Source organism: Corynebacterium jeddahense (assembly GCF_028609865.1).
GTDB lineage: Bacteria > Actinomycetota > Actinomycetes > Mycobacteriales > Mycobacteriaceae > Corynebacterium > Corynebacterium jeddahense.
In genome coordinates, this window is record NZ_CP063194.1 from 176,313 (window position 1) to 200,135 (window position 23,823).

The 23,823-nt window shown below is 66.2% G+C and carries 13 protein-coding genes, 1 tRNA gene and 1 pseudogene; 11 read left to right on the forward strand and 4 right to left on the reverse strand.

Going from position 1 to position 23,823, the window contains the following annotated elements; translation table 11 throughout:
• Nucleotides 1-2,910 (reverse strand): DUF4040 family protein, encoded by a 2,910-nt coding sequence (locus tag CJEDD_RS00805; RefSeq protein ID WP_042405917.1) that lies wholly within the window; start codon nucleotides 2,908-2,910, stop codon nucleotides 1-3.
• Nucleotides 2,911-3,049: 139 nt separating this feature from the next.
• Between CJEDD_RS00805 and CJEDD_RS00810 the strand changes: the two genes are divergently transcribed.
• The 7 genes and pseudogenes from CJEDD_RS00810 (at nucleotide 3,050) to CJEDD_RS00835 (ending at nucleotide 18,568) form a co-directional block, all read left to right on the forward strand.
• Nucleotides 3,050-4,438, forward strand: coding sequence for a hypothetical protein (locus CJEDD_RS00810; RefSeq protein WP_042405916.1), 1,389 nt, complete (start codon nucleotides 3,050-3,052; stop codon nucleotides 4,436-4,438).
• 501 nt (nucleotides 4,439-4,939) lie between these two features.
• Nucleotides 4,940-5,371: pseudogene (locus CJEDD_RS12305) on the forward strand (adhesin domain containing protein); the annotation flags it as partial.
• 111 nt (nucleotides 5,372-5,482) lie between these two features.
• The gene (locus CJEDD_RS00815) at nucleotides 5,483-11,176 is read left to right on the forward strand and encodes a G5 domain-containing protein (protein WP_198132967.1); all 5,694 of its coding nucleotides are present in this window, start codon (nucleotides 5,483-5,485) and stop codon (nucleotides 11,174-11,176) included.
• Between the two features lie 165 nt (nucleotides 11,177-11,341).
• Entirely contained in the window at nucleotides 11,342-12,640 is a 1,299-nt protein-coding gene (locus CJEDD_RS00820; RefSeq protein WP_042405914.1) for a CAP domain-containing protein, read from the forward strand.
• A 146-nt stretch (nucleotides 12,641-12,786) separates the two neighbouring features.
• A complete protein-coding gene (locus CJEDD_RS00825) occupies nucleotides 12,787-16,008 on the forward strand; it encodes an alkaline phosphatase (protein WP_273657569.1) in 3,222 nt (1,073 codons plus the stop codon).
• 212 nt (nucleotides 16,009-16,220) lie between these two features.
• The gene (locus tag CJEDD_RS00830) at nucleotides 16,221-16,484 is read left to right on the forward strand and encodes a hypothetical protein (RefSeq protein ID WP_042409979.1); all 264 of its coding nucleotides are present in this window, start codon (nucleotides 16,221-16,223) and stop codon (nucleotides 16,482-16,484) included.
• Nucleotides 16,485-16,594: 110 nt separating this feature from the next.
• A complete protein-coding gene (locus CJEDD_RS00835) occupies nucleotides 16,595-18,568 on the forward strand; it encodes a CAP domain-containing protein (RefSeq protein ID WP_042409976.1) in 1,974 nt (657 codons plus the stop codon).
• A gap of 107 nt (nucleotides 18,569-18,675) precedes the next feature.
• Here CJEDD_RS00835 and CJEDD_RS00840 read toward each other — a convergent pair.
• A tRNA-Pro gene (locus CJEDD_RS00840) sits at nucleotides 18,676-18,752 on the reverse strand.
• A gap of 112 nt (nucleotides 18,753-18,864) precedes the next feature.
• On the reverse strand, nucleotides 18,865-19,734 hold the full coding sequence (locus CJEDD_RS00845) for a metallophosphoesterase (RefSeq protein WP_042408649.1): 870 nt from the start codon (nucleotides 19,732-19,734) through the stop codon (nucleotides 18,865-18,867).
• 36 nt (nucleotides 19,735-19,770) lie between these two features.
• Here CJEDD_RS00845 and CJEDD_RS00850 point away from each other — a divergent pair, with 36 nt between their 5' ends.
• Nucleotides 19,771-20,220, forward strand: coding sequence for a GatB/YqeY domain-containing protein (locus tag CJEDD_RS00850; RefSeq protein WP_042408647.1), 450 nt, complete (start codon nucleotides 19,771-19,773; stop codon nucleotides 20,218-20,220).
• 20 nt (nucleotides 20,221-20,240) lie between these two features.
• Here the strand turns inward: CJEDD_RS00850 and CJEDD_RS00855 are convergent, their stop codons facing one another.
• Entirely contained in the window at nucleotides 20,241-22,661 is a 2,421-nt protein-coding gene (locus CJEDD_RS00855; protein ID WP_042408645.1) for a transglycosylase domain-containing protein, read from the reverse strand.
• Nucleotides 22,662-22,802: 141 nt separating this feature from the next.
• Between CJEDD_RS00855 and CJEDD_RS00860 the strand changes: the two genes are divergently transcribed.
• The 3 genes from CJEDD_RS00860 to CJEDD_RS00870 are packed head-to-tail and all read left to right on the forward strand — an operon-like array spanning nucleotide 22,803 to nucleotide 23,807.
• A complete protein-coding gene (locus CJEDD_RS00860; RefSeq protein ID WP_042408643.1) occupies nucleotides 22,803-23,174 on the forward strand; it encodes a WhiB family transcriptional regulator in 372 nt (123 codons plus the stop codon).
• A gap of 15 nt (nucleotides 23,175-23,189) precedes the next feature.
• Nucleotides 23,190-23,351: a Sp36 family protein gene (locus CJEDD_RS00865; protein WP_074432558.1), complete on the forward strand. Its 162-nt coding sequence runs from the start codon at nucleotides 23,190-23,192 to the stop codon at nucleotides 23,349-23,351.
• A complete protein-coding gene (locus CJEDD_RS00870) occupies nucleotides 23,352-23,807 on the forward strand; it encodes a RidA family protein (RefSeq protein WP_042408641.1) in 456 nt (151 codons plus the stop codon).
• The last annotated feature ends 16 nt before the right edge of the window (nucleotides 23,808-23,823 follow it).

Below are 23,823 nucleotides of genomic sequence, written 5' to 3' on the forward strand. Positions count from 1 at the left end.
TTACTGCTCCTTCGTGGTAAGCGGCTGCGGGTCGTGCGCCGGGTTGATGGGGGCGGGGTGGGCGTCCACCGCGTTCTCGGGCTGCTCGGGCTCGGGGACGGCGGGCAGCGGGTTTTCCGCCTCGTCGCGCGCGTAGTCGAGCTCGGAGAGTTCCGCGCCGGGGCGGAGGTAGCCGCCGAGGGCGTTGATCGCGGAGGTGACCATGCCCAGCACGGCGAGGTAGATGCCGAAGTCGAAGATGAGCGAGGTGGTGAGGTGCTCGCCGGCGATCTCGCCGTGGATGGCGTACATGAACCCGCCCTCGATGAGGCCGAGGAAGCCGGAGGAGATCGCGATGATGATGCCCCAGCCGGTGAGGCGGATCGGCGTCATCGGGTGGACCACGTCCGCGTCTGCGCCGCGCGAGAGGTAGTTCAGGGCGAACGCGGTGGCCAGCACCAGGGCGGCGACGAAGCCGCCGCCCGGCGCCGTGTGGCCGCGGAAGAAGATGAGGACGGATAGCACGATCAGCACCGGCACCACCAGGGCCGCGGCCTTGCGCAGCGGGATGGAGTTGAGCTGGGACTGGCCGAACGGGCGCGGGCGGGTGCCGGCCTCGAACATGTGGCGCGGCATGGAGCTGACCACGGCGGCGATGACCACGGCGGCCATGCCGAGCACGGACAGCTCGCCCAACGTATCGAAGCCGCGGAACTCCACGATGATCACGGCGACGATGTTGTCCGCCCCGGTGAGCTTGCCGCCCTCGGTGAGGTACCACTGCGCCAGCTCGGAGCGGTCGCGCCGCCCGGTGAGGTTGTACACGCCGAAGAAGGCGACCACGCCCGCCAGCAGGGCGAATACGCCGGCGAAGACCTTGCGGCGGCGCTTCGTCTCCGGGAACATGCGCGGCTGGTAGCGCAGGACCACCAGGATGACCACGACGGTGAGCGCCTCGACCAGGAACTGGGTCAGCGCCACGTCCGGCGCGCCGAGCATGAACATCTGCAGCGTCATGCCCACGCCGACGGTGCCCAGGAGCACCGCGGAGGCGAGCCGCGAGCGGGTGAACACCATGCCGAGCACGGAGGCGGCGATGATGGCGAACGGGATGAGGTCCCACCACACGTCGAGACCGTCGGCGCGCGGGGCGAGTGCGACGCCGTCGACGCCGTCGGTAAGCAGCAGCGCGGCCAGGCCCATCGCGGTGACGGAGGCGAGGAGGGGGAAGAGGTGGCGCGAGGGGTTGAAGCCGTCCGCCAGCGCGCCGAAGCTTTCGCCCATGCGGGAGAGCTTGCGGGTGGTCCAGGAGAGGACCTCGGTGCCGTCGGCAGGCAGGAGTGCTTTGTTGCGGAAGCGCTCGTAGACCGGCTTGCGGTGGTAGACGGTGAAGAAGATGCCGCCGGCCAGCACGATCACCGAGACCAGGAACGGTGCGGTGAAGCCGTGCCAGAGGCCGAGGTGCACCTCGAAGGTCTCGTCGCCGGTGATGGCGCGCACGCCCGCAGAGATGGGGCTGTCCACCCAGAAGAGCAGGAAGGGCAGGACTGCGGACATCCAGCCCGGCAGCGCGGCGGGCACCCAGAGGGCCGCCGGGGCTTCGTGGACCCCGGTCATGTCCTTCGGGCCGTCGATAAACGCACCGAAGACGATCTTCGCCGAATAGACGAAGGTGAGGAAGGCGGCGCACCCGGCGATGAGCAGCAGGACCATGCCGTGCGGCGCCTCGTGGAACGCGTCGAGGATGGACTCCTTGGACACGAAGCCGAACAGGGGCGGCACCGCAGCCATGGAGCACGCGGCCACGACGGTGGAGACGAAGGTGTACGGCATCTTGTCGTAGAGAGGGCCCAGCCGGCGCATGTCGCGCGTGCCGGCCTCGTGGTCGACCACGCCGATGAGCATGAACAGCGACGACTTAAACAGTGCGTGCGCGAGCGTGTGGGTCATCGCCGCAGCGAGCGCGATGGGGGAGCCGACGCCAATGGCGGCCACGATCCAGCCCAGGTGGGACACGGTGGAGTATGCGGTGAGGTGCTTCAGGTCCGTCTTGGTAATCGCGAAGATCGCGGACATCAGTGCCGTGAATAGGCCGGTGATCACCAGCAGGTAGTTCCAGGCAGCGACGTCATGGAAGATGGTGGAGAAGCGCAGTAGCAGGTACACGCCGGCCTTCACCACGGCCGCGGCGTGCAGGAACGCGGACACCGGGGTGGCGGCCGCCATGGCCTCCGGCAGCCAGAAGTGGAAGGGGAACTGCGCGGCTTTGGTGAACGCGGAGAACGCGATCAGCATTGCCACCACGACGGTGAGGCGGTTGTCGCCCCACACGTCGGACGCGAGGATGTCCTGGAGGCGTGTAGTGCCCGCCTGAATCGAGGCGACCGCCAAACCCGCCAAAAGCGTCAGGCCGCCGAAGAAGGTGAGGATGAGCGTGCGGTAAGACCCGGCCTCGCCGGAAGATCCGGAGCGGGCGATGAGCAGGAACGATGCGATGGAGACGAGCTCCCAGGCGATGAAGAGCAGCACCGCGTCGTCCGCAAGCACAAGCAATAGCACCGACAGGGTGAACGCCGTCATGATGGTGTAGAAGCTGGTGTTGCCGTCGCGCTCCGGCAGGTACGCGGCTGAGTACAGGAACACCACCCCGCCGATGACCAGCGCCAGTAGCGCGAAGAAGATGCCCAGGCCGTCCGCGCGCAACGCGAAATCGATCGAGGTGCCCGTGCCCATGACGTCCGCCGCCCAGGTGCGCGACCAGAAAAGGGCGTCGCCCTGGGCAACGCTGGTGAATTTCGAGCCCAGCACGGCCGCGGCGGCGAACAGCAGCGCCGCCAGCGGGTAGCCGGCCTTCTTGTCTATGACCCGCACGAGAATCGGCGAGAGCACCACCGTCGCCGCGACGAGCCCGATGACAAGGGGTAGTGTCATGGTGAACCCATTTCATTCCATGGTTTTGGCAAGAACTCTTACGACAGTATCAAGGCTGCCGACACGGTTCTAACGATGCGGTTTTCGCAGGCGGTGCGCCTCCCGCAGCCGGGTGCGCCCGGGTGCTAAGAACAGTCCCATGAAATCGGGCAACGGTCTGCGGTTGGTGTGCGCGCTTCTCGCGCTGGTGGTGGGCGCGTTTCTGCCCATGAGCCCGGCGGATACGTGGGCAAACGCCGCGCGCGACTCGGAGGTCTCCGGCGCCCCGCAAGTCGGCCCGGACAATCTTGGCGACGCGCGCCGTGCCGCCGGTGAGGCCGGCCAGCAGGCGAAGGTGCTCAAGGAGGGCGCGGGGCAGCTCGCCGCGGGCATCGGCGAGGCGCAGGGGCAAACGCAGCAGCTTATCGACGCCCTCACGGCCGCCCAGTCCGGATCCCAAGAACTCGCCGACGGCATGGTCCAGCTCCAGGCCGGCACCGGCCAGTTGGGCGCGGGCGCGACACAGCTGGCGGATTCCATCGGGGAGATTGTGGGCCAGGTCGCCGGGTTTGAGGCGGTGCGCGGCCAGGTGGTCGGGGCGATCGACCGGGCGATGGAGGAGCTGAAGGACGCGAAGGATCCGGAGGCGGTGCAGGCGCGCGAGTCCCTTAAAGGTCTGCGCGAGCAGGCTGAAACCGCCCAACTGCCGCCGGACGTGGTGGCGAAGATGAACCAGCTTCGCGACGGCTCCCGCGAACTGGCCAACCAGCTGGCCGTGCCCGGATACGGTTTCCACGACGGTATATATACAGCCACCAACGGCTCGGCAGAGTTGGCCGCGGGCCTGCGCGAGCTTCAGGCGCAGACCGGGCAGGCCACCGGCGGTATAGACGAGTTGGTCGCCGGCGTGGAAAAGATCAACCAGATGGCGGGCATGAACGCCGATAAGGTTGCCGCCGTTCGTGCGGCGCTTCCGGTGCCGGCGGCCGCGCCGGGGGCTGACGCCGCTGAGCCAGCCGACCCGACGCTCGCCCCGGTAGCCGCGATGCTGCTCGCCGCGATGGCCGTGCTCGGCGGCACCGCGCTGGCGGGGGCGGCGCGGTTCGCGTCCCGCGGGCGCTGGTGGATCCTCGGAGCCGGTTCCGTGGTCGTGGCCGCGGCCGGCACAATTTTGGCCGGGGTGATCGGATCCGGTTTTGGCGTGCAGGAATACGCGCTGTCGTTTGCCGGTGTGCTGGCGGGCGCGCTTTCCTCGGCCGGTCTCGCGTCCGTGTTGGTGCGGACGCTCGGGCCGGGTGCTGGCCTGGGAGCGGCCGGCGTGGTGGCGCTGGCGCAGACCGGCGTTGTGGGGTGGGTGTGGCGCACTGCCACGACCGCGCAGGTGGACTCTGTGTGGGTGGCGCTGTCGCAGGCGGCGCCGATGCACTGGGCGACGACGGCGGTTTCTGCTGCGGGCAACGGTGGCGATTACCGGGGCATTGTCTCGGCGCTGCTGCTGAGTGCGCTGCTCGCGGCCGCGGGGCTGGCGGGTGCGCGCGGGCGCGGCTAACTCAGCGAAACAGCACTATTGGGGTGTTGGGGGGGTGTTTGTGCGCTCTGTCCTGCCGGTGTGTCTGGGTCCATTGTCTTGAGGGGGTTCGTTCCGGCCTCTGGAGGGCTCTGTCGGGCGGGCAAAGAAGTATTCCCTTTTAGTAGAAGGGAATATTTGGTAGGCTGCTGTGGGTTAAACGTGAGACTAATGCGCTCAAAATGCGCGGAGTGTGCCCAGATGGTTGCGAGCACGCTCTGCGAAAATCCATAAGGAGTATCAATGACTAATTCGACCCGGCAAGCGCGCAAGTTCAGCCGCTCGGGCGTTGCCGCGGCATCCGCCATTTCTTTGGCGCTTGGCGCTTTCAGCGTTGTGGGCCCGGGGCCGCTCGCCTCTGCTGCGGAGGAGGAAGCTGGTGAGGACACCTCCCTGACCGGCGGTATCCGAGGCGACGGCTCCAAGGTGATAAACACAGGCAAACAACTCGAGTCTGACCTGGATGCGGGGTCGTGTTTGGTCATGTCAGAGGGGGAGGCGAAAACTGGAAGTCAGGCGGGTTTCAGCTGGGACAGGCTTGAGCCGTCCAACAATACAAACGACAAACTCACTTGGGGCGTGTCCGTCGCCTTCGACAACTCGCAGGACCGCACGTTTGCTTACTGGGAGTGGAGTAGCAGCAGTAACAATAGAGCTCCCGTCACGTTTGGATCCGTGCCGGCAGCGCCTGCCGGGGAGTCCCTGTTCGATGGCGCCACAGCCTCATCCCTGGGGACGGACGTCACAGCCTCCGACAAGGCCGACGAGGAGCTGGGCGTTTTCCGCGGACCCCAAATTACCTACGGGTTGCAGTCGGTTCTCACAGAGGAGAAGGTTGCGAAATTCGCCCAGGCTGGGGCGGGCTCTCCTGTGCGTTACGTGTGGAAGACTCAGTACACCCAAAACAATGCTACCGGGATCAAAGCCACGGATAACTCGGCGTTCGTTGCCCTGGTGAACCCGTGGCCGAGCGAGAACAACGAATGCAACCCCATCAAAGTGACTTGGGAGGGCATCCAGCAACACGTGATTGTGCCGGGTGAGGAGACCAAGGTCGGCCACATTAACGTACCTGCACTCTCGGACGGCAGCGTCGACGACTCGCTGTCTCGCATGGTTGTGGAGGCCTATGACGGCAACGGCAAGTACATCGCTTCCAGCGACACCGCCGCTTCGAACGGCGGCGAGCAGCTGCTGCGTGTCGACGCCAACGGTGACATCTACTACACCTGGCCCGAATACCGCGGAACTGATCTGGCGGCCGATAAAAACGTGCAGTTCTCCGTCGTGGCGAAGCCGCGCACTACGAGCCAGTTGGAAGCGGCGTACGAATTGGACCCTTATTACGGTCCTAATGCCAAAGTTTTCGGCAGCTCGAATTCGTTGCCGCGTTACAGCAAACCGAATGAGCTCGGCAGAAGCACCATCTCGCTCGACGACACGGAGTTCCACGACCCGAAGTACGAGAAGACCGAAGCTGCGATCATCTCCGGCGTCGATAGTGCTACCGGCCCACTTGCTACCGAGCCGCAGAAGGTGACCTTCACGCAGGTTCCGGACAAAATCGCTGAGCTTGTGAAGACGAAGGGCGACGGCGGTTTCGAAGCCAAGGTCACCCTAGACGACAAGTACGTCTTCGAGGGCTGGACCGCCGAGATGGACGAGGACTACAACGTCACCGTCACAGCCCCGGAGAACCCTAAACCGGGTACATTCGCGCAGCCCAAGGTCGTCGTGGAGTACTCGAACGGCTCGACCGATGTGCTGAGCCTCCTTGTGATCGTTGATCCGAACAACACCCAGGTCACTGATTTGGTGCGCCCGGACCTCTCCAAGGGCAAGGTGAATAATGAACTCACCGCCCAGATTGCTCTGAAGCCCATCATGAAGGGTTACAAGGCGGTCTACCCGGCGAAGTACGAGATTGACCCGGCCACTGTTCCGGATGGCTGGACTGTCAACGTCGACAACACGGGCAAGGTCACCGCGAAAGCCGACGATTCCGTTGCGCCGGGTACCGTCATCACCCCGAAGATAACGGCGACCTACCCGGACGGCACCGACGACGAGGTCGAGGTCCAGTTCCAGGCCATCGTGGATATCAAGGTTCCCGATTACGACACGGTGACCAACAAGCCGAACTCTGACGTCACGCTGAAACCTGAGATCCCTGAGCGGGGTCTCAGCGGCAACACGACCGACAAGGCTCCGGAGCGCTACACCTTCGAAAACGGCACGACCACGCTCACCCATACGGATGACAGCGGCACGTGGAGGCTCCAGATCAACGAGAACACGGGTGTTATCACCACCACTATTCCGAAGACTGCGCCGGAAGGCTACGTCCTGAACGTTTCGGTTCTCGCTCACTATGACGGGGAGAATCCACAGAAGGTGAAGGGCACCATCGTCGTCATCAAGGGCGACCTTGCTCCCGTCTACTCAGTGGAAACCACCGGCCCGGGCCAGGCAGTCAATCACCAGATCGCGGATGCGCCGGAGGGTTCGACGTTCTCCTTCGGCAAGAAATCTGACGGCTCGCCGCTCACCGAGATGACAACCGATGACGGCTGGAAGTACACGATCGACCCGACAACCGGTGTCGTCTCCTCCACTCCGCCGGCTGACGCCAAGCCGGGCGACAAGAACACCGCGACGGTCAGGGTTGAGACCCAGGACGGTTCGGTCGCACAGGTTCCCGTCACCACCGTGGTGAAGCTGACCAACAGCTGGGAGGCTGAGCCGAACTACCCGGCGGAGACTGTGTACCCGGGTGAGACTGTAACGTCGCCGCTGGCCATCCAGAAGCCGGAGGGCGTCGAGGTGGCGAAGGAGAACCCGTACGCCATCCAGCCCGCGGAGGGCTACAAAGCTACCGGTGACAATAACGGGTTCGGTAACCCCACCTACACGGTGACCACCGAAAACGGCGATTGGATCGTTGGCCTCGACGACAAGGGCAACGTCGTCGCCACCGCACCTAAGACCGCGAAGCCGGGCGATACCATCAACGTTCCTGTGAAGGTCACCTACTCCGACGGCTCCACGGATGACGTGACTGCCTCGATCGCGGTGGAAGACAACCCGAAGCGCCCGGTTCCGTTCGACGTGAAGTACGTCTATGACGATACGATCCCGGCCGGTGAGTACAAGGTCGTCACTGAAGGCGTGAAGGGCGAAGAGACTCAGCACAAGGACGGCACGTGGGAGCAAACCACTGCGCCGACCAACGAGGTCGTGCACATCGGTACCAAGCCGGCCACTGCGTCCAAGGACGTGACGTGGACCGCCCCGATTCCGTACAGCACCACCACCCGCCCGAACCCGGCGCTCGCTCCTGGTGAGACGAAGGTCGTTCAGCAGGGTGTGAGCGGCGAGCGCACCTACACCGCCAAGTTCACCGCTACCGGCGACCAAGCTTCGGTTGTCGAGTCCGAGGACGCCAAGCAGCCGGTCGAGGAGATCATCGAGTACGGCCCGCGCCTCGAAGACCAAGAACTGGTTACCGAGACCACCCGCAAGATCCCGTTCGAGACCACCATCGTCTACGACAACACTCTCGAGGCGGGTACTCAGGTCGTCGATACGCAAGGCGTTGTCGGCGAGGAGAAGGTCACGAGCACGCAGAAGCTTGTCGACGGCAAACCCTCCGGCGACCCGGTTGTTAAGACCACCACGGTGACAGAGAAGCAGGATGCTGTGATCCGCGTGGGCACCAAGACTGAGGGTGCGAACACGGTTGAGCACACCGAGCCGGTGCCGTATGAGACCAAGGTCGAGTACGACCCGAACATGCCGGCTGGCACGTATGAGGTTGTGACGTCGGGTAAGGCTGGTGAGAAGACCGTCAAGGTCACGCAGACCATCGTCAACAGCCAGGTCACTGACTCCGAGCGTGAGGAGGACGTGACCACGCAGCCGGTGACTGAGGTGATCAAGGTCGGCACGAAGCAGGCCACCGCTACCGACAAGGTGGAGTGGACCGAGCCGATTCCGTTCTCCACGGTTGTGCGTCCGAACCCGGATCTGAAGCCGGGCGAGGTCAAGACCGTCCAGGAGGGTGTCAACGGCGAGGCGAAGTACACCGCGACGTTCGAGGGCACCAATGGCCAGGCCACGGTGACCGAGTCGAAGGATCGCACTGAGCCGACCGACAAGATTGTTGAGTACGGTCCGACGATTGCGGATCAGACGCTGACGTCGACGACGACGCGTCCGATTGAGTTTGAGACCGAGATCATCTTCGATGACACTCTCCCAGCTGGTGAGCAAAAGGTTGAGCAGCAGGGTGAGAACGGCGAAGAGAAGATCACCTCGACGCAGGAGATCAAGGACGGTAAGCCGGTTGGTAAGCCGTCGATAACCACCGAGACTAAGGAGCCGACGAAGGCCATCATCCGCGTCGGTACGAAGCCGGTCACGACGACGGTGCCGACCACGGTTCCCACAACCGTGTTGACGACTGTGCCAACCACCGTGCCGACGACGGTTCCGGCCACCGTCACGACCGAGGTTCCGACGACGGTTGTCTCGACGACCACTGCTGCGGGCACCCCGACGACGGTGACTGAGACCAAGTCGGTCCCGACTACCTACACCACGCAGGTAGTGACGACTGTCCCAACCACGGTTCCCACGACCGTGCCAACGACGGTCCCGATGACGGTCAACACCACCACGACCGCTACCTCGACGGTGACGCCGGCCCCGGCGACCACCACCGTCACTGAAAAGCCGGCGCCGGTGACTGAGACGGTCACCGTGCCGTTCACCACGAAGACTGTCTGGGATCCGACGCTGGAGCCGGGGCAAGAGGTCGAGGATGTCGCAGGTGTGGACGGCAAGGTCCAGGTCACTGTGGCCGACGGCAAGTCCAAGGTTGAAACGGTGACAAACCCGGTGCAGCGCGTTGTACGCGTCGGCAGCAAGCCGGCTGATGGCGTCGAGTGGACCGAGGAGACCCCGTTCAAGGTGACCGTCGTCCTCGATGCCCAACTCGAGGCTGGCAAGTACGAGACGGTGCAAGAAGGCAAGCCGGGCCGGGTGATTCACCGCGCCGACGGCACGGAGGAGACCACTGCGGCGACCGACCACATCATCAAGGTCGGTACGCACAAGGTGATAACCAACCCGTTTGAGTTCACCTCGGTGCAGCCCTTCGGCACCACCGTCCGCCCGAACTTCGAGCTTGCACCGGGCGAGCGGAAGATCGTGCAGGAAGGCAAGGCCGGCCTTGTCCGCTACAGGATCGACATCAAGACCGGTGAGGTAGTCAAGCTCGAGGACTCGGCGGCGGTTGAACGTATCGTCGAGTACGGTCCGGACGCTTCGGACGACAAGGCTGTCACCACTGTGACCCGCCCAGTGCCGTTCGACACCGAAGTCATCGAGGACCCGAACCTGCCTGAGGGCACCCAGGTCATTGCCCAGGGTGAGGTTGGCGAGGAAGTCGTCACCACCGTCCAGGGGCTGAAGGATGGCAGGCCGTTCGGTGATCCGATCACCACGACCAAGCAGACGGTCGCACCCACGAACGCGGTCATCCGCGTCGGCACCAAGAAGCCGGACGCACCGCAGCCGCTGCCGGACTTTGAGCGGATCGTCGAGCTTCCGTTCACCACCAAGATTGTCTGGGACCCGACGCTTGAGCCGGGCGTCGAGGTTGAGGACGTCAAGGGCGCCGCAGGCCAGGTGAAGATCCAGGTTGTCAATGGTGAGCCCACGGTGAACACAGTCAAGGAGCCGGTCCAGCGCGTGGTCCGCGTGGGCAGTAAGCCGGCAGACGATGTGGAGTGGACGGAGGAGATCCCGTTCAAGGTGCAAGTGCGCCAGAACCCTGAGCTCACCCGTGGCGAGTCGCGCGTTGTTCAGGACGGCGTGCCGGGCCTGAAGCGCTACGTCAACGGCAAGGGCGAGGTTGTTACCGAGCCGGTCGACTACATCTTTGAGATCGGCACGAAGGACGTCGTAGCAGAATTGACGTACAGCTCTGTGACGCTGCGCCCGGGGCAGACGGCGGATGTTGAGCCCTCCACCGGCCACGTTGAGGGCAACAAGTACCGCAAGCTCGAATGGCCGGAAGGCTGGGAAGGCAGCGTTGACCCGGATACCGGCAAGCTGCGTGTGACGCCGCCGGCGGACGCCAAGCCGGGCACGAAGGTGAAACTGCCTGTCGAGGTCACCGATGCGGACGGCAACACTTCCACCGTTGAAATGGAAGTCACCGTTGCGGATGGTGGAGCCGCTCCGACCCCGGCGCCGGAGGACGACAAGGCCTCCTCCGACACGGCACGTCGCTGCCTGGCTAACGCGTTCGCCGCCAACAGCCCGTTCCTGTGGCTGCTGCCGCTGAGCATCCTCGGCGCGGTGGGCTACGGCGTCAACGAGGCGTTCGGTCCGCAGATCCAGCAGCTCAACGCGCGGTTCGACGAAGCGGTTCGCCGCAACATGCCGGACTTCGGTGTCGGCCACGGCGTTGAGAAGCCGGAGTTCGTCCGCGAGATCGAGGGCCAGATCAACGCGATCAACCAGCGCTTCGCCCCGGTGGCGGAGCAGCTGCAGCCGGTTGGCATCGCACTCGGCGCGATTGCGCTGCTCTCGCTCACCGGCGTGCTGGTAGCGCAAGCGTGCTCCGAGGACGGCTTTGACAACGGGCTGACCGTGCTCGGCTCCTCGAAGGATGACAACACTGCAGAGGCAGCGAGGTCCTCGAAGAAGTAGGGCACACCCCCTCGCGTGGTGAACCGCCCCGGTGACGTTGCGTCGCCGGGGCGGTTTTGCGTCCATAAGCAATTGCCCCCGTGACTTTAAATCGGGGAGAACCGTGTGGATCCGGCGAGATCGTCGTACCTTAAAGGTGTCATATTCCAGTGAAAAGGAGCCCCCGTGAAACGGTCCACCCTCCCCGCGCTCGCACTCGCGCTAGCGCTTCCGCTCGCCGCCGTCCAAATCGCACCCCTGCCAGAGGCGGACGCGCAAACCGCAACAGTCAACGTGAACTCCACAGAAGTGCGCGCTCGGCTCGCCGCGCAGGCGATCGAGGAGATGATCAACGAGTACCGCGAAGCAAACGGCCTGCACCCGCTAGTCACGCACATGCTTTACGACGAGCAAGCGTTGGCCTGGTCACGGCAAATGATCGCTGACCAGGACGATCCCCACTGGGGCAAGCCACAGTACGACTCGAAGGGGGCCATGGTCGCGTCCGGGTCCTTCCGCCACTCGGACATGAAAAAGTGGGGGCACTCTGGCGAGAACATCATCGTCCAGGGGTACTACGCTGACACCGACACTGAGTGGAAGCGGGTGGCGGAGCAACTGTTCGAGGGCTGGCGCAACTCCCCGGTCCACAACGAAAACTTGCTGCGCGCGGACGCCCAGGGGATGGGCCTCGGGCTCGTGCGCGACGAGGATGGCAATGTGTGGGGGACCACCATGTTCTTCATCGACACGATCCCCGTCAACGTGCAAGGCAGGGGAGAGGCACAACTCGCCGCTGACGGCGTGACGCAATCCGCCAAGAAGAGCGACGCACCGTTCTATGTCCCCGAAGGTGCCAGGGCGCGGCTCGGGGTTGGTGCGGTGGCTGACCCCAAGGACACTAAGGGGTACGCCGTCTCGTACGACCTCGTTGAGGGCTCGGGCAAGGATGCCCTCCAAATCCGTGTGCTGCGCACATCCTCCAACGGCAAACTTGTGCTGGACAAGGCCGCCTCTGCCGCCCGAGGCCTAGACCCCGTGGCGGGCGGGACGGTCGGGAGCGTTTCCACGCCGGGGACGGGAAAGCCCTCGTCCGCGCCGACCTCGTCTGCGCCGACCCCGCCCGCACAGACCCCGCCCGCACCGACGTCGGTCGCGCAGCCGTCTACGACGCCAGCGGTGCCTGAGCTCCCGCAGCCACCGAAGCCGACGCCGACGTTGAAGGAGATCCCGTCTAAGACCGGAGGAACGTCGACAGCGACTGCGACCGAGACCGTGACTGCGACCGCTGCGGCAAACTCGACGAACACCCAGCAACCCACCAAGGAGCAGCCCGCGCCGGCGGACGAGCGCTCCAGCAGCACCGCTGGCATCGTCGCCGGCGTTGTCGCGGCGCTGCTCGTCGCCCTCGGCGCAGCTGCAGTCGCGCTGCCGATGGTTGCCCCGGACCTGGCGGCGCAGCTAGGGCTTCCGCGCATCGGCTAGCCCTCCTGCGGTGGGGCCTTGAACTGGCCGTAACTCGGCGCCACCTAAAATTCATCTGAGTGTTTCCTGTTGGAAACGTGGCGGGCGTAGCTTGCGCATTGGTTGAAAGACCGGCATCTACCCGCTCGTTTCTAAAGGAACCTCACATGCGTTTCCCGCTTAAGGCAGCCGCCACGGTGGTCAGCGTCTCCGCGCTGGCCATGGCCAACCTGCCCACCTCCCTCGCCGCTCCGGCGGAGCAGAACTTCAATGGCAAAGAGTCCTGCATCACCATCGATTCCCAGGGCAACGTCCGCGCGCCGCAGCCGGGCGATTGCACCCAGTTTGGCAAGGGCGGACAGGGCAACTCCGACGCCCAGGCCCGCAACGTCATCTTCATTCTGGGCGACGGCATGGGCCACCAGGAGATCACCGCAGCCCGCAACTACCTCAAAGGCGCCAACGGCCGCTTCGAGGGCCTAGACGAGCTGACCGCATCCGGCGCATACACCACCTTCGCCATTGGAGCGGACGGCAAGCGCCAGTACGTCACGGATTCCGCCGCGTCTGCGACCGGGTGGTCAGCTGGTGTGAAGACCTACAACGGTGCGCTGTCTGTGGACATCGCCGGAAAGCCGCACGAGAACCTCCTCGAAATGGCCAAGAACGCCGGCATGCGCACTGGTAACGTCTCCACCGCGGAGATCCAGGACGCAACCCCGGGCGCGATGCACTCCCACATCTCCCAGCGCGGGTACTACGCGCCGTCGGGCGAGAAGAAGGTTGTCAAGGGCCCGGAGGCACGCGAGAACGGCGGCCTGGGCTCCATCTCTGAGCAGATCATTGACACCCGCGCCGACGTCACCCTCGGCGGCGGCCGCAAGTACTTCAACACCGAGGTGCAGGCGGGCGGCGAGAACCGCAACCCGTTCCTGACCAACAAGAACGACGGCGGCGCCGATTGGGAGGCGGGCAAGACCGTCCGCGAAAACGCCATCGCCAAGGGCTTCACCGTCGTCGACGACAAGGCCGGCCTCGACGGCATCACCAAGGCCGACCAGAACAACCCGGTCCTGGGCCTATTCAACGATGGCAACATGACCCGCCGCTACAACCGCACCGTCCCGGGCCACGCCGAGGACATGCAGCCGGAGACCTGCCTCGCGCAGGACACCGGCAACGAGCCGACCGCAGCGGAGATGACCAAGAAAGCCATCGAGCTTCTCGACGACCCTTCGGCCGACAAGGGCTTCTTCTTGCAGGTCGAATCGGCGTCCATTGACAAGGCGGATCACGCCGCCGACGCCTGCGGCCTCATCGGCGAGACCGAGCAGATCGACGAAGTGATCAAGGAAGCCCTGGACTTTGCCAAGAAGGACAAGGACACCCTGATCGTGGTCACCGCCGACCACGCGCACACCGCCGAGATCGTGCCGGACGGCCAGCCGTCCGTCTCCCCGGTCACCCGCCTGCGCTCCCCGAAGGACGGCGGTGCGGTCATGTCCGTCGCTTTCGGCACTGTGCCGTGGGAGACCTTCGAGTCCGGCAACTACTCCATGCAGCACACCGGCACCCAGGTGCGCATCGCGGGCTACGGCCCGGGTTCTGAAAACGTCAACGGCCAGCTCGACCAGACCGATGCCTTCTACGTCATGGCCAACGCCCTCGGCCTGAACAACGGCACCAAGGGCGGCCAGAAGCCGTGGAAGGTGAACTCTGGGAACAAGGTGATGTCGCTGGCGAACCGTCGTAACGCAAAGCCCGGCGACCAGCTCTGCTACCTCGTCGCCGCCGGCGCGGCGCCGAAGGTCGGCGACTGCGCCCAGTTCGGCACCGCCGGCCAGGGCATCGACAACGCGAAGGCGAAGAACGTCGTCGTCCTCATCGGCGACGGCACCGGCGACTCCGAGATCACCGCAGCCCGCAACTACCTCAAGGGCTCCGCGGGCCGCTTCGACGGCCTGGACAACCTCGACTACACCGGCTACATGACCACGTTCGCGCTGGACAAGAAGACGGGCCTGCCGGACTACGTCACCGACTCCGCGGCGTCCGGCACCGGCTGGAACTCGGGTGTGAAGACCTACAACGGCGCGATCGGCGTGGACAACGCCGGCAAGCCGGTTGCCACCATGGGCGAGCTGGCCAAGGCCAAGGGCATGAAGATCGGTAACGTCACCACCGCCGAGATCCAGGACGCCACCCCGGCTGCCTTCGCGGCGCACGCGCTCAACCGCGCCTACTACGCGCCGTCCGGCGACGCGAAGCCGGCGAAGGGCGAGCAGCTGCGCGAGAACGGCGGCCTCGGCTCCATCTCCGAGCAGATCGTCGACCTGCGCGCGGACGTCACCCTGGGAGGCGGCGCGAAGTACTTCGACGCCGAGGTCAAGCAGGGCGGCAAGTGGGGCAAGGACGGCAACACTTGGACCGCCGGCAAGTCCGTGCTGGATAACGCGAAGGACAACGGCTACCAGGTGGTGACCAAGGCGTCCGAGCTCAACGCCATCTCCGTGGCGAACTCCGAGAAGCCGGTCCTGGGCCTCTTCGCCGGCGGCAACATGCCGCGCGTGCTCAGCCAGACCATCCCGACGGTCAACGGCGGCGACGTCGCCCCGGCCGAGTGCGTGGCCAACCCGGAGTTCACCGCCGAGACCCCGCGCCTGTCCGCGATGACCACCAAGGCCCTCGAGCTGCTGCAGAACGACAAGGGCTTCCTGCTTCAGGTCGAGTCCGCCTCCCCGGACAAGGCTGACCACCAGGCGGACGCCTGCGGCCTCATCGGCGAGGTCGGCCAGCTCGACGAGGCCGTCCAGGCCGTGCAGAACTGGGTGAACAAGACCCAGGAGCCGACCCTCATCGTCGCCACCGCGGACCACGCGCACACCGCGCAGATCACCTACGAGGGCGCCAACACCGCCGGCCGCGTCACCCAGCTGACCACCGCCGACGGCTCGACCATGGCCATCAACTTCGCCACCTCCAAGACCAACGAGGACGCCGACGCCCTCGGTGGCCAGGAGCACACCGGCTCCCAGCTGCGCGTCGCGGCCTCCGGCCCGGGCGCGGCGAACCTGACCGGCCAGATCGACCAGACGGACCTGTTCTTCGCGTCCATGAACGCGCTGGGCATCGACCCGATCAACCACGGCCTCACCTTCGAGAACAAGATGATGAAGGCTGAGGACAAGCCGGCGGATGCCAAGACGGATGCCAAGACGGATGCGAATGGCTCGTCCGGGTCCTCTGCCGAAGGCTCGTCGATTAGCGGTAGCTCGGTGAGCTCCCCGATCGCCGCGGTGATCCTCGGCATCCTCGCGCTGCTGTCCGTGATCGCGCTCGTCGCGCCGTTCGCGGTCGACGACGTGCTCGGCCCGATTGCGAAGCTCTAGCGCATCGCTTGACGACGAATAACCCTCCGGAACCCCACGTTCCGGAGGGTTTTCGCACGCTTTGGATAGGAGTACATTTGAGCGTCCAGCCCGTCGTAAGGAGCTATCGATGAAACGCACAACCATCCCCGCCGTGGTGCTCGTCGTCGCCGTCCCGTTCGCTTCCACCCACGTCGTCGCGTCCGCAGACCAAAGAGAGCACCGCGGTCACCGTGCAGCTCGACAAGGCGAGCAAGGCTGCCGGGAAGCGTCGGGGGCTGGACCCGCGCCTGGCTTCCGTTGCGGTTCCCGATACGCCGACGAACACGGCGCCCTCGAGCACGGCGCCGGCTGGCGATTCCAAGCCGGCCACCGATTCCAAGCCGGCGTCGAAGGGCAGCAGCACCGGCGCAATCGTCGGTATCGTCATCGCGGTGCTGGCCGTGATCGGGGTCGCGGCGGCGTGGCCGGAGATCTCGAAGCACCTGCCGCAGTAGAGACGATTACCCCGGGAAACTGAGAAGTTGTTAAGTAATATCTCGGGGTTGAAGTCGTCGTATTAGTCTGAGTGCATCTACTGGTCACAGAGAAAACCCAGAGGGATGCCATGCAACGCACACGTCTCACCGCCGCCACCCTGGCGGTCGCCATGTCGGTCTCCACCATCCACGTCGTCGCGCCGGACGCGCTCGCGCAGACAGTGCAAACCCGCACCGTTTCGGAGGTGGACCAGCAGGCTTACGCCGACGCGCTGGGGGAATGGCAGCGGGACCGCGACGCGGCGAGCGGCGACGTTTCTGAGGCGGAGCGCACCCTGAACCAGGCCAACCAGCGCGTTGCCGACGCGGAGGAGGCGGCAGGGAAGGCGCGTGCGGACGTCGATACGGCTCGCGCAAACGCGGCGGCTGCGAAGGCGGCGCTGGACGCCATCGATGTCGAGGGCAAGCAGCGAGCGGCCGATGCGGCGTCGTCCCAGCTGCGTGATGCGGAGGCCAAGCTCGGCACGGCGCAAAAGCGTGTCGACGACGCCCGCGCCACCCGCGACGCCGCCCAAGCCGAATTCAACGACCTGGACAAGCAGCTGCAGGAGAAGAAGGACGCGCTGTCCAAGGCCGAGGACGGGCTGAGAAAATCGGTTGCGATCGGCGAAGAGGTCAAGGCGGAGCGCGCCAAGTTCGACGAGCGAGTGCGCACCGGATCCGATTACTCGGTGGAGGACTGGGAGCGGCTCACCGGCCAGGCTGTTGCCGAAATGATCAATGACTACCGCGTCGCCAACGGGCTGCACCCGCTGGTGACCCACGAAATCTACATCCAGCAGGCGCAGGCGTGGTCCGACCAGATGGTGGCGGACATCCCCCGGCTTGGCACCTGGGTTGGTGCGAAAAAGGGCGATGAGACAGCGTTTCGGCACTCCGAGGCGGCGGACTATGGCCGCTCGGGCGAAAACATCGCGGGGCACTTCCTTGGCGCGCCGACCGCAAAAGCGACGCGAGAGCAGTGGAAGACACTGCCCGAAAAGCTGTTTACTGGGTGGCACAACTCGCCGGGGCATAACAAGAACATGTTGAGCCCGAACTATGAGGGAATGGGGCTTGGCATCACCGTCGAACCAGATGGCACCGTCTGGGCGACCACGATGTTCTTCCACGACCAGGTCAATTTGAACACCCGATCCTACTTCCCGGCCGACGCTTCCACCCAGCGCGCCAAGCGCAGCGGTAGCCCGTTCTACCTCCCCGCGGGAGCGAGAGAGGCCATGCAAACCCCCGCGATGCGCGACAATCTCCGGGACACGAAAGGCGTCACGCCGTCGTACGCCAACATCGCCTCCGACGTGCGCGGATTCTCGCGAAACGCACAACAGGGCATGGACCCGAAGATCACCAAGGTGGACTACGACGCGGACCGCAAAGAGATCGAGAACGCCGAGAAGCTCGCAGCTGGCTTGATCGTGATCTACCTCGCCGGGGTCGACGGGGCGCGCAAGAACGCCGATGAAGTCTCCGCGAAGACCGACAGCGCGGCCGCTCGGAGCAAGCAGGCCCAGTTAGACCTCGACCGCGTGTCCGCCTCCCGCGACGCTGCCCGCAAGGACCGCGACGCGGCGGCCGCGGCGAAGACCGACGCCGATGCCACCTTGGACAAAGCGAAGCGGACCCCGAAGCAGCCGCTTATCGACGCCGTGACCGCCACCACGCAGAACCTCTCCGACCAGCAGAAACGAGCCTCGTCCGCCGACGCGGCGCTCGCCGAGGCGCGCAAGGCGGCGGACGATGCGTCCACCGCAGCGGCAGCGAAGCGAGCGGCGCTGCAGACGCTCGACGCGTCGCGCCCGCGGGAGCGCGACTTCGTTGTCGAGCGTGAGGTGACGGAGACCCTTCCTGCCCCGACCCCTGCCCCCACCTCCACCTCGACTCCGGCTCCCTCGCCGTCGCCCGCGGTGCACTCGGGCACCGATTCCACACCGACGTCGAAGGGCAGCAGCACCGGCGCAATCATCGGCATCGTGATTGCGGTGCTGGCCGTGATCGGGGTCGCGGTGGCGTGGCCGGAGATCTCGAAGCACCTGCCGCAGTAGAGCAAAGCGCCGGGGCGTAGAGACTGTGGGACGCCCTCAGTGTGCAGGAGGCGGTGTTGCGGGAGCGTTAACGCGAAAAAACCCGCCGTAGTGGCGGGTTTTCGTGGTGGTCGGGATAACAGGATTTGAACCTGCGACCTCTTCGTCCCGAACGAAGCGCGCTACCAAGCTGCGCCATATCCCGGTTGTATCTCGCGGTTGCCCGCGGTACTCGGAACACAATACCCCCGGGCGCGCGCGTGGCCAAAACTGCTGCGTAGGTGGGGTTTGCGGCTTGAGGTCTTGCAAACCAGAAGCTACCGCTCCGTCACCCGGATGAGCGTCGCCGACGGCGGGCAGAACAAGCGCACCGGCGCGTACTTCGACTGCCCGAGCCCGTTGGACACCTCCATCCACATCGCCCCGTAGCGGTGCAGGCCGGACGCGCGGCGCCGGTCGATGTCGGCGTTGGTTACAATGGCGCGCCCGCCCGGCAGGCAGATCTGGCCGCCGTGGGTGTGCCCGGCCAGCGCGAGCTGGTAGCCGTCCGCCTCGAACGCGTCTAGGACGCGGCGGTAGGGCGCGTGGAGCAGGCCGAGGGACAGGTCCGCGTCCGGGTTCGGGGCGCCGGCGACCTGCGCGTAGTCGTCGAGGTCGTGGTGCGGGTCGTCCACACCGGCGATGGCGAGGCGCACGCCGGAGGCCTTGAACTCGAGGCGGGCGTGCGTGGCGTCGTGCCAGCCGCGCTCGATAAACGCGGCGCGCATGCCCTCCCACGGCAGGTCCACGTACGAGGGTTCCCGCTTCGCCCCGGTGAGGTACTTCAGCGGGTTGACCGGCCGCGGCGCCCAGTAGTCGTTGGTGCCGAAGACGAAGGCGCCCGGCCGGTCGAGCAGCGGGCCGAGCGCGTCGAGCACCCACGGCACCCCGGCCTCGTCGGAGAGGTTGTCGCCGGTGTTGACCACCAAGTCCGGCTCGAGCGCGTCCAGCCCGGAGACGAACGACACCTTCTTGCGCTGCCCCGGGATCATGTGCAGGTCCGAGATGTGGAGGATCCGGAACGCGTCGCGCCCCCCGAGAGCCCCGGGTGCAAGCAGCGGCAGCTCGACCTCTCTGAGCTGGAAGTTGTTGCGTTCGGCGTAGGCCCACGCAGCCGTCGATACGCCTAGTGCTCCTGCGGTACCCATGAACCTCTTCACCCGCACCACTGTAATCTCGCAGCCATGAGTGCATTGAAAGACCAGATCCGCGCAGACCTCAAAGAAGCCATGAAGGCGAAGGAGAAGGAGCGCACCGGCACGATCCGCATGCTGCTCGCCGCGATCCAGACCGCCGAGACCGAGGGGGCGAAGCACGAGGTGGACGACGCGGAGATCCAGAAGATCATCGCCCGCGAGATCAAAAAGCGCCGCGAGTCCGCAGAGATCTACCAGACCAACGGCCGCGAGGATCTCGCGCAGACCGAGCTCGGGGAGGCCGCCATCCTCGAGGAATACCAGCCGAAGCAGCTCACCGACGAGGAGCTTTCGCAGCTTATCGACGACGCTGTCGCCGAGACCGGCGCCACCTCCATGGCCCAGATGGGGCAGGTGATGAAGGCCGCGACGGCGAAGGCCGAGGGCCGCGCCGACGGCAAGCGCATCTCCGAGGCCGTGAAGGCGCGGCTGGGCTAGCTCCGGGGTTAATTTGGGGGCTAGTTGCCGAAGACGTCGGCGATCGCATCGCGGGCGTCGGAAAGCGACTGCTCGATGCCGCTGAAATCGAGCGGCGCGGGCGAGGTGGTCGCGCTCGCGCCGGCCGGCGCGGTGGGGGCCGCGCCGGACGTGGTCGGGGGCGCGAACGTGCCGGTGGCGCGGGAACCGTCCGACACGTTGAGCGTGACCAGGGCGCCGGACGCGAGCGCCTCGTCCGCGGGGATCGCGGCAACGACGGTGCCGGCGGGGGAGCCGTCGCCGAAGACGGTGGTCTGGGTGACCGTGAAGCCCTGCGACTCGAGCTGGGCCTTCGCCGCCGCGGCCTGCATGCCCACCACCGCGTCGAGGGCCGCGCGCCGCGTCCCGCGCTGGTGGACGGCGCTCGAGGTGGGCAGGCCCGCGGCGGCCGCGCCCGGTACGCCGTACGCGGCCTGGAACCACGTCTCCGCGGCCTCGTTGCCGCCGAACAGGTTGCCCTCGACGCACTGGCGCACCGGCGTGGTGCACAGCGGGGCGGTCTGGGTGCCGTCGTTGAAGATGTACGGCGCGGCCGCGAAGGCGCGGGTGAAGCCGAGGAACGCGGAGGACTGGTGGGTCTCCGTCGTGCCGGTCTTCGCGGCGGCGGGGAACGTCCAGTTGTTGTGCTTCGCCGCCGCGGAGCCGGTCCCGTCGACGACGTCCTTGGACATGCCCGCCGCGAGCGCGCCCGCGATGTCCGGGTCGAGGGCCTGCTCGCAGGCCGGGCGGTCGATGTAGACCTGGTTGCCGTGCTCGTCGACGACCTGGGCGATGGGGTTCGGCTCGCACCAGCGGCCCTCGGAGGCGAGCGTCGCGCCGACGTTGGCGAGCTCGAGCGGGTTGACCGCGAGCGGGCCGAGCGTGAACGAGCCCATGTTCTCGTCCTTCGCCGCCTGGACGATGCTGCGCCCGTCGCCGAACGAGTTCGGGTCGTTGTAGGAGCGCAGGCCGAGGCGCACCGCCATGTCTACCACCGGGGCGACGCCGAGGCGCTGGATGAGCTCGATGAAGGTGGTGTTGGGGGAGTGAGCCAGCGCGTCCTGCAGCGACATGCGCGGCGCGTACGTGCCGGCGTTTTCCACGCAGTAGGCGTCCGGCGGGCAGTTGTCCGCGCCGCCCTTGCCCATGCCGTAGACGACGGAGCGCGCCGGGGTGTCCAGCATCGTGTCCAGGCCGTAGCCCTGCTCGAGGGCGGTGGCGGCGGTGAAGATCTTGAACACCGAGCCCGCGCCCGCGCCGACGAGCGAGGCCGGCTGCGGCAGGATGGTCTGGCTCTGGTCGAGGTCGAGGCCGTAGTAGCGCGAGGACGCCATCGCCTTGATGTCGTGCGACTCCGTGCCGGGCTCGACGATGTCGAGGACCTCCGCAACGCCGGGGGTGTACGGGCTGACGTTGTTGCGCGCCGCGTTGAGCGCCGCCTCCTGGGCGACCGGGTCGAGCGTGGTGGTGATGGTGTACGAGCCGTTCTTGATCGCGTCCAGGTCGAGGCCCTTGTCCGCGAGGTACTTCAGCGCGTAGTCGCACATGAAGCCGCTGTCGCCGGCGGTGATGCAGCCCTCCGGCAGCGTGTTCGGCGTATCCAGCACGCCGAGCGGGGCACCGGCCCAGCGGTCTGCCTCGGACTGCTCGATGTAGCCCTCGGCCGCCATGTTATTCAGCACCACGTTGCGGCGGCGGACCGCGCCGTCCGGGTTCGTGTACGGGTTAAGGCCCTCGACGGACTGGAGCAGGCCGACGAGCAGCGCCGCCTGCGCCGGGTTGAGGTCGCGCGCGGAGGTGTTGAAGTACGTGCGCGCGGCCGCCTCGATGCCGAAGGCGTGGTTGCCGAAAGAGACGAGGTTGAGGTACCTCGTGAGGATCTCGTCTTTGTCCAGCGTCTTGTCCAGGTCGGAGGCCATGCGCATCTCGCGCAGCTTGCGCGGGATCGACTGCTCGGTGGCGGCCTGCGCCTCCTCCTCGTTGTCTGCGTCGATGAGCCAGAGGTAGTTCTTCACGTACTGCTGGTTGATGGTGGACGCGCCCTGTTCCACCCCGCCCGCGAGCACGTTGGTCACCATCGCGCGGGCGAAGCCCTGCATGTCCACGCCTTCGTGCTCGTAGAAGCGGCGGTCCTCCGTGGAAACGAGCGCGTCCTTCGCGTACTGGGCGATGTCGGCGCTGGGGACGTCGTAGCGGCGCTGCTTGAAAATCCACGCCATCGGTGTGCCGTTGACGTCCGTGATCGTGGAGACGCCGGGGAGGTCGCCGCTGGTCAGGTCGGAGAGGTTGGACTGCATCGTGTCGTCGGTGCGCGCGATGGCGGCGCCGCCGAGACCTGCGACCGGCGCGATGCACAGCGCGATGGCGAGGGCTGCGGCGACGAGCGCGGCGAGCATGCTTCCGAGGGATTTCAAGGCGGACACGCCAATACCTTAAATGACGACGGAGCCGCGGGGGAATACTCGCGTCCCCCCGAAATTGTGATCCATTAGACAGAAAATCCTGCCGTGTGATTACATTTACATTGTTCGGAAGATATGCGGTGAGATGTAAGGAGCACGGCAATGACCACCACGCTGGGACGTACGACTCGGGAGACGACGGCGCAGGCGCAGCAGCACGCCACCGCCCGCAAGTGCGACGCCTCCGGCCGCCTCGTATACGACCGCGGGGACTGGGTCACCCACGCCCAGTGTCGCGGCGGCGACCCGGACGCGCTCTTCGTCCGCGGCGCCGAGCAGCGCAAGGCGGCGGCGATCTGCCGCGCCTGCCCGGTGCTCACCGAGTGCCGCGCCGACGCCTTGGACAACAAGGTGGAGTTCGGCGTCTGGGGCGGGCTCACCGAGCGCCAGCGCCGTGCGGTGCTGCGCAAGAACCCCCACGTCACCGACTGGGCGGAGTACCTCTTCAGCGGCGGCGAAGTCGTCGGCCTGTAGGTAGTGTTGGGCGCCATGGCTACGACGAAGTGGGAATACGCGACAGTGCCGCTGCTCACGCACGCGACGAAACAGATCCTGGACACCTGGGGCGAGGACGGGTGGGAGCTCGTCGCCGTCACCCCGGGCCCGACGCCGGATAACGTCATCGCCTACATGAAGCGGGAGGCAGAGTAAATGTGGTCTGACAAGCTCAAGGAACTCGGCATCGAGCTGCCGGCCGTCGCGGCCCCGGTTGCGGCGTACGTGCCCGCCGTCCAGGCAGGCAACCAGGTGTGGACGTCGGGCCAGCTCCCGTTCGTCGACGGAAATCTCCCCGCCACCGGCAAGGTCGGCGCGGAGGTGTCGCAGGAGGACGCCTACGGTTACGCCCGCCAGGCGGCACTCAACGCGCTGGCCGCGGTCGACGCGCTCGTTGGCATCGACAACGTCGAGCGCGTGCTCAAGGTCGTCGGCTTCGTGGCCTCCGACCCGGCGTTTACGGGCCAACCGGGCGTCGTCAATGGTGCCTCCGAGCTCATGCAGGAGATCTTCGGCGAGGCCGGGGCCCACGCGCGCTCCGCCGTCGGCGTCGCGGTGCTGCCGATGGACACCCCGGTCGAGGTCGAGCTCGTCGTCGAGCTCAAGGGCTAGCCCGCGTATCGACGCC